Genomic DNA, 8,182 nt, shown 5'->3' with positions numbered 1-8,182 from the left:
CCTGGCGGTTGATTCTGTGAGGGTTGATTCGGGGGAGGTTGTTGATTCCCTGGCGGTTGATTCTGTGAGGGTTGATTTGATGCGGGTTGTTGCGGCGCGGGTTGTTGTGGCGCAGGTTGCTGATTTGGCGCAGGTTCTTGTGGCGCAGGTTGAGAGGCGATCGCGGTGGTAATGTTAATTCGCCCGCGATTGGTGGATTGTAGAAAGGTACCGCTGGCGATCGCATCGCTTCCCGTCACGATCGCACCCTGACTTCCATTGCGACTTGCATCGCCGACTACAAACGGTGTTTCTCCATTTCCGCCGTGGCGAATGGTAATCGAACCGATACCCTGTTCCCCGGCGGTGGAAATGGCGATCGGATTGCCATTGCGATCGCTAAAATTGCCGATAATGCGGAGAAATCTGCCGGTGGAGATTTCCACAGTTCCCCCCGGGCGATCGCTACCGCCGCGCGCATCAATCGATATCGCTTCAATATCGGCAGATGAATTCAAAATTACATTCCCGCCATTGGAGACAATTTCACCTGCTTGAATCCCAATTCCCGTCGCATTACTATTCGGGGCACTCAAGCGAATATTCCCGCCGCCGGAATGAATCCCGCCACTATTGGCAGATACCTCAATTCCGCCCCCCGCCGAACCATTTGCCGTTAGGGTAATTGGCCCATTGTTGGTTTGAATCCGGCGATTCACTGCAATGCGGTTGCCCGCTTCTGCATTTAACCCAATCCCATTGGTAGCGATATTGACTGCGGCGTTAAAAGTAATATCATTGTCTGCTTGTAGGGTGACATTTGAGGTAGCATTATTAATCAATTCCACATCAATCCTGCTAGAAGAATCTGGCGTATCCCGAAATTCATCTACTTGGGTTAAATCCGTGGTATTTCCGCCACTGCTGACAATTTCAATATCGCTCGGATCGAGTAATAAGGTTCCGGAGATTCCGTGGGTAGCGAGGGTATTTACTGTGCCATTAAATTCTAAAAATTCGCGCCCGGAGATTTCTACAAATCCGCCGTTTTGGGGTTGATAATTTGCCGTCGGATTCGCCCCTCCTCGAGCGGTAATGCTGCCATAAAATTGGGTAATGTTATTCCCCCAGAGAACCGCTGTGCCGCCGTTGCCATTGTCGATCGCATCTAAATTTATGTGAGAATTGCGATCGACGAGAGTGTGAGAAGCTTGCAGTTGCTCTGGGGTGCCCCCGCCGATGTCGCCGCCGACGAGTACCTTGCCGCCGCCCTGGGTTCCAGAGGCATTGATTGTAGCGTCAAATAGAGCGACGCGATTTCCCATGATGCTGGCGTTTCCGCCGAGGTTAATATTTCCGCGCCCGCCAGACACATCTAGGGTTCCGGAGGCGATCGCGTCCCCGGTTTGCGGATCGACACTGACGCCGGATCCGGCAATTAAAATGGTGCCATCGGGGTTCACTCGGGCGCGATCGGCGTGCATCCCCTCGCCCCCTGTGAGCAATTCGGGCAATGAGAGCGGCGCAATATTAGAGTTGAGTGAGGAATCCGCATCATGTGAGTTTACTTCTAAACTGAGGAGATGATGGGGTTGAGAAATGCGAACCAGATTTTCGCCTGGAATGGCGGCGATGGTGATATTTCCCCCAGGCGCAGACAAAGTGCCCGCATTGAGAACGCTACCGCCGAGTAAGGTTAAATTGCGTTGGGGTTGTACGGATAAATGAGCAAAATTGGCGATCGCCCCTGCTGCGTCGGGAAATGCAAAGCGCGACGGTTCACCTACCAATTCTCCCCATTGATTGTCCCCGATCGCGCGAAACCAATTCCCATTCTCGAACCCTATTCCCGTAGCGCTGGTGGCGAAAAAGTCACCGGGTACGTTTAATCGCGCATTTGGACCGAATAAAATGCCTGTAGGATTGGTTAAAAATAGGTTAGCATTGCCTCCCGTCACCTGAATTAACCCGTGAATTCGCGATGCATCGCCTCCCACCACGCGCCCGACAATATTTTCTAGGGAAGGATTGGACTGAAAGTTAGCAATCTCGCCGGGGTTTACGTTAAATCGTTCGAAACTATGAAAAAGATTTGCCCCATCTGATGACAATTGCCCGCCGTGGATATCAAACTGATTGCCGTTTGTGGTTACTTGGGTATTGGTTCCGTCCACTGCAGGGGCGATCGCTTGGGCGTGGGCATCGGTTTGCCCGCTAAAGATGAGGGCAAACAGCAGGGGAAACGACCATCCGACTCCAAACTGATTCTTTTTCATCATTCTTTTAACAGCGTTTTCCGAGTAGCTTTAGGGTTCGGGCAAGCATTCGGGGGGGGGAGGAACGATAGTCGCCCATCCGGTGGGGAATGCCTGGTAAGGGGAATGCGATCGCCCCCCTACTAACCAGCGAGGGCTTATCTTCAATTGGTGTTTCTTATTTTAGTTTACCACCTGCTTGTTAGGACCTAACATTTTTTTATTAAAACTTCATTAAAATTGAAAAAGCCGCCAGAGTGATTCCCGGGAAAATGAAAATCATGCCCTCCTGTTTTGGAGAAAGATGCGCGTTAATTCCTAGCCGTTTGTAGGGCTAAAATTTCTACAGAAAAATCACATTTTCCCGTAGTGCTAAATCCCTTGCCCCTTGGGAGTATAAATTATCCAGACTGTTGCCAAATTTTGATACTTCCATCAGCGCTACCGGAAACGATCGCCTCGGAGTTGGGGCTAAATGCTACAGAATTTACGGCGGCGGAATGGGCCTTGAGGATGGCGAGAGATTCGCCGGTGTAGGGGTTAGCGAGGGCGATCGCGCCATTGCGGGTCCCCGCCGCCACCAGGGGCGATCGCGGGCTAAATGCCACACAACCGATCCAGTCGGAATGCGTCAGGGTGGTTAATTCTTCCCCATTGCTCACTTGCCATAATTTCAGGGTTTTATCCCGACTGCCCGAGGCGAGAATTTGCCCATCGGGGCTAAATGCCACGCAACCCACCGCATCGGTATGCTGCGCCAGAGTTGCCACCGGTTTGCCGGTGGATAATTCCCACAGTTTGACAAGGCGATCGCCACCGCCACTGGCAATAAATTTCCCCCTCGGGTCGATCGCCACAGATTCTACCCATGCATCGTGGGCATTGATACTCCGTACCTGCTTCCCAGAAGAAACGGTCCAAATTTTAATCGTACAATCGGCGCTACCGCTAACTACCAGATTGCCCGTAGGGTCGATCGCGATTGCATTTACCCACCCGGTGTGAGTGGCAAACCAATCCCCCAGCGATCGCAGCAGTTTTTTTGTGCCTAAATCCCACACTTTCAGGGCGCGATCGCAACTTCCAGTGATTAACAATCGCCCATCGGGACTAAAGGCGATCGCCTGTACCCATCCCGAATGTGCTGACATCCAATTCCCTAAAACTTCCGGCGAATTTCCGCTGCCCGGATACCACAATTGGATGCGATTATCTTCACTCCCACTGGCGAGAATCTGACTATCGGGAGAAATTGCCACACACTTGACGCGATCGCTAGCAGCAAAAGTTTCCACACACTTCCAAGAGGTGGGTTGCAACCGTTCCAAATCCCGCAAAACCTCCGCCGCCGAAGGATAGCGCTGCGCCAGATCCGACGCCAACAATTTATCCAAAATCCTCTCCAAAGACCCCCCAATCGGACGAGGCAAATACTCTCGCCATGCCCAAGTATTTCCCAACCGCAATTTAAACGGACTCATTTGCGTCAACAACTCAATACAAGTCACCCCCAAACTATATAAATCGCTCGCAAATACCGGATTCCCCGCCAACTGCTCATCTGCCGTATATTCCGGACTGCCAATCGTTGTCATACTCCCAGAAACCGCCCGATTGGGTAGCTTTTTCGACGACCCAAATCCCACCAATACCAGTTCATTTTTACCCCCTTCCATCCCTCGGGTAGCAGCTTTTACCGATGCATCACTGCGGCGAATAATATTCGCGGGTTTGATATCCCGATGAATGACTTGGTGATGGTGGACGAATTCCAAAATTGGCAGCAATTGTTCCAGCAATTCAATAATTTTGTTGCCCGAAAATGCCCCTTGCTTTTGAACCTCTACCGCCAGATTTTCCCCTTCGATAAATTCTTGCACCAAATATTGGCGTTTATCTTGTTGGAAATAAGCCAATAACCGGGGGATTTGCGGATGGTTTCCCAACCTATCTAGTTGCACGGCTTCCCGTTGAAATAATTCCGCCGCTTTCCGCACGTCTGCCCCTTGGCTAGGCGGAAAAAATTGCTTGATAACGCACAAGGGTTTTGATGGAATATCCTCATCTACCGCCACAAACGTGCGGCTATAGGTGCCATTTCCCAGGGGTTTTATTGCCCGGTAATGTTCTCGCAGCAGCAGTTTCGCCCCGCAATTTTGACAAAAGTTATTCTGGGCTGGATTTTGCGGTTTTTGGCAGTGCGGATTGAAGCAATAACTCATACTGATAAACTGGCGGTAAAATTCTAACGGGATAATAGCAGAATCAACGGGATTGGTTGACTGGGAAGATAATCTGTGCGATTCGGTTCATTGTTATCAGGAATTGACGCCCCAAATTTTAATGGTTTTATCGGAACTGCCACTCACCAGGGTACGACCTTGCGGGTCAAATGCCAAGCAAGAGACGGTATCGGAATGTCCGGAAAACACTTGCAATAAGTTGCCGCTTTCCTGATGCCAGAGTTTCACGGATTTATCGTCGCCGCCACTGGCAAGGATATGACCTTCGGCGGCGGTGAAATTGTCGGGGTTCGGGGCATAGGCGATCGCGCAAAATCCGCTAGAATGGGCTTTGGGCGTGGCCAACCATTTTCCGGTATCTAACTGTCGGGTTTGAATGGTTTTGTCGCCACTGGCGCTGGCGAGAGTTTGGCCATCGGAACTGATAGCGATCGCGCTTACCGATGCATTATGGCCATTTAAGGTGGTTTTCAGATTGCCATTCTTGGACTGCCATAATTTTACCGCGCGATCGTCACTTCCGGAGGCGATAATTTTGCCATCGGGACTGATTGCCAGGGAAATCACCGCTTGCGTATGTCCTTTTAAGGTTTTTTTCAGTTGCGCGGTTTGCCGGTGCCAAATTTTAATGGTTTTATCCGCACTGCCCGAAACGATTGTTTTGCCATCGGGACTCAGGGCGATCGCCTGAACTGCCCCGGAATGTCCCGTGAGGGTGCGAAGCAAAAATCCGGTTTCTAATTGCCAGATTTTAATGGTTTTATCCGCACTAGCGGAGATTAACAGTTTGCCATCGGGCGTCATGGCAAGAGCGTTTACCGGTGCGGAATGTTGGGTGAGTTCCTGTCGGATTTCTCCGGTTTCTGCGTCCCAAATTTTAATGGTTTTATCTTCACTTGCCGAAGCGATGGTTTGACCGTCAGGGGCGATCGCCACCGAATAAATTGCCCCTGTATGCCCGATTAAAGTATTCAAACATTCCCAATTTTGGGCTGGCAAAACTGACAAATCTGGGGGAGAATTGTGAGTTGGCACAACCGGAGGAGCGGCAGGGGTGGGAGGCGGCATCAGCGGCGCAACGGGGGGGGCGTGTTTTTTCGCAGAAAGGGGAGTCAGATCGTCGATAATTTCGGCAGCAGATTGATAGCGCTGCTCGATAGAATCTTCCAGCATTTTATCTAAAATATAGGCTAGGTCATCGCTAACCGTGCGATTGAGCTGCCACAGACGCGATCGCCACCGCCAGATAGAGGCGATCGGGTCATACAATTCATTCAGGGGGCGATCGCAGAGTAATTGAATGCAAGTGACCCCCAAGCTATACAAATCGCTCGCCGGAAATGCCTGTCCCCCGCGCAGTTGTTCGATGGGCGCATAGCCTTCCGTGCCGGTGCGGGTGCCAGTATTGTTCAATCCCACAGCACTGAGGCGCTTTGAAACGCCAAAATCGATCGGCACCAACTGACCCGAACCCACCGAACCCGCCATACTTGCCGCAGACGCACTGCGGCGGATGATATTCATCGGTTTGATATCGCGGTGAACCACCTGATGGTCGTGGATAAACTGAAGAACCGGGAGCAAATCAAGCAAGAGAGCGCGGATTTTGGCTTCGTTAAAGGCACCTTCGTGTTGCAATTCCTGCCACAAATCCCGTCCTTCCACCAATTGCTGCACCAAATACCAGCGTTTGTCTTGTTCGAAATACGCCAGCAGGGTGGGAATCTGGGAATGACGCTCTCCCAGGTAAAGTAGGAGGCGCGCTTCTTGTTCAAACAGTTCGGTTGCTTTTGCCATTGCTTGGGAATTCCCTTGAATTTCCCGGGCCGGCAACAACTGTTTCAGGGCGCAGGGGGCATTGAGGCGATCCTCATCAACCGCCAAAAACGTGCGACCCATTCCGCCTTCGCCAAGGGGTTTGAGGGCGCGGTAATGGTTTTTCAGGACTAATGGAGAACGGCAATTTTGACAGAAATTGCCGTTATCGGGATTATGGGGTTTCGGGCAATGGGGATTGAGGCAATAGCTCATAGGCGATCGCTTTGGGCACACTGCATCTATTCTACAGACCGATTTGGCTTGCGCTACCCTAAGCTCAGAAAATCGCACAAGGAATGATGATTTTATGCGTCAATTACAGATTCGGGTGCCGCGCGGGCGTCGGAAAGCGGTGATGGAAGCGGCTCAACCCTATCATCCCGCCAATGCGATCCAGTTTGAAGCTACCGATTCGGGCCAGCCGGTGGATGTGGTTTTCCTCCATATCGCGAATCAGAATGTGGAGAATTTACTCCAGGATCTCGAATCCATCCCGGAGGTTCACATTACCTTGATTCCCCGGGGGGTGATGGCATTGCAACCCCCGCCATCAGAAGCCCCAGACCAGGTGACCGATGTCACGGAACGCAGCCCCCTGGAGATATTTTTGGCCGGGTTGCAGAGTGTCGGGTCTTGGCGCGGGTTTCTCGGATATGCGGTGATTGGCGCGGTGGTGGTGTGGATCGGATTATTTACCAATACCATTTATCTGCTTACCGCCTCGATGTTGATTGCACCGTTTGCCGGTCCGGCGATGAATGTGGCGATCGCCACCGCCAGGGGAGACACCACCCTCCTGTGGCGCAGTGTGCTGCGATATTTTTCGGCGATTACTGTGTCGATGCTGGTTGCTGCCTTGCTCACCCTGATTTTTCGGCAACAGAGTGCCACCACCTTGATGATGGAAACGGCAGAAATTTCCGCCGTTTCAGTGTTGCTACCGCTATCGGCAGGAACTGCAGGGGGGCTGAATTTGATTCAGTCGGACCGCAGCAGTCTCGTCTCCGGGGCCTCGATCGGGATTCTGGTGGCGGCGTCTCTGGCACCCCCGGCAGGTTTGGTGGGTATGGCAGGGGCACTGGGGCGCTGGGATATGGCGGTCAATGGGTTATTTTTGGTGTTGCTACAGTTGGTGGGGATTAATTTTTCTGCTGCTCTCGTGTTTCGCTTGTTTGGGGTCAACGTTCGCGGGGCGCGATACGACCGAGGTCGGAAAATGCTGTTTCCCCTGAATCTGGGAGTCACGGCGATCGCCTTAATCGGTTTGCTGACTTGGCAGTTTTCCTCTACGCCCAATTTTCAGCGTTCTAGCCTCACTCAGCGCATTAGTGCCGATATCGGTACCCTGGTGGACAATACCGAACTGGTCAAATTGGTGGATAGTGAAGTTCGCTTTACCAAAACTAATATTAAAGGCCAGAATACCCTGCTGACGATGATTTACGTTCAGCGACAGCCTAACGTGACTTTGCCCGACGACCAGATTCGTCAGCGCCTCACCCGCGAGATTCAATCCCAAATTCGCGATCGCGGCTTGAACGTGACGCCGTTGGTCTCGGTCACGGTTCTCGACCCCCCACCCGTCTCCCAGTAGATTCGGGAGTGTGCCCCCACTACGGCGCGATCGCTTTTTCTACCCCCCTAGAACTGCGATCGGGCTACTCTTCCGGTACCTGCCCCACTTGCTCCACCCTTAACCCCATCATTTCTGCAATCTCCTCCACACTCAACCCCCCCGCCAACAACTTAGGAACCAGTTCTAACTTACCTTCCTGCTTGCCTTCGAGCTTAATATCCTCATAAAGTCAGCACTGCTTAAATTCATTAACCCCAATCATCTCTTGAACCTCCTCGCGAGTTAAACTAGAAAACTTGTACAACACAACC

The 8,182-nt window shown here is 51.9% G+C and carries 4 protein-coding genes; 1 reads left to right on the top strand and 3 read right to left on the bottom strand.

Translation table 11 applies throughout. The annotated features are described in order from the left end of the window. The 3 genes from LKK83_RS03665 to LKK83_RS03655 all read right to left on the bottom strand — a co-directional run. Positions 1-2,258: filamentous hemagglutinin N-terminal domain-containing protein (locus LKK83_RS03665; protein WP_324629502.1), on the bottom strand; the 2,258-nt coding region annotated here is incomplete at its 3' end. Between the two features lie 377 nt (positions 2,259-2,635). Next, positions 2,636-4,456, bottom strand: a complete 1,821-nt coding sequence (locus LKK83_RS03660; protein WP_324629501.1) for a WD40 repeat domain-containing serine/threonine-protein kinase — start codon at positions 4,454-4,456, stop codon at positions 2,636-2,638. 96 nt (positions 4,457-4,552) lie between these two features. Next, a complete protein-coding gene (locus LKK83_RS03655; RefSeq protein WP_324629500.1) occupies positions 4,553-6,508 on the bottom strand; it encodes a serine/threonine-protein kinase in 1,956 nt (651 codons plus the stop codon). Positions 6,509-6,602: 94 nt separating this feature from the next. On the opposite strand from LKK83_RS03655, the gene LKK83_RS03650 reads away from it, so the two are divergent. After that, positions 6,603-7,889 (top strand): DUF389 domain-containing protein, encoded by a 1,287-nt coding sequence (locus LKK83_RS03650; protein WP_324629499.1) that lies wholly within the window; start codon positions 6,603-6,605, stop codon positions 7,887-7,889. The last annotated feature ends 293 nt before the right edge of the window (positions 7,890-8,182 follow it).

The sequence above is a fragment of the Phormidium sp. CCY1219 genome (assembly GCF_035615515.1).
In the GTDB taxonomy this organism is placed as follows: Bacteria; Cyanobacteriota; Cyanobacteriia; order Cyanobacteriales; family Laspinemataceae; genus CCY1219.
The sequence above is the reverse complement of the archived record's forward strand: the minus strand, read 5'-3'. Positions and strand labels throughout refer to the sequence as shown.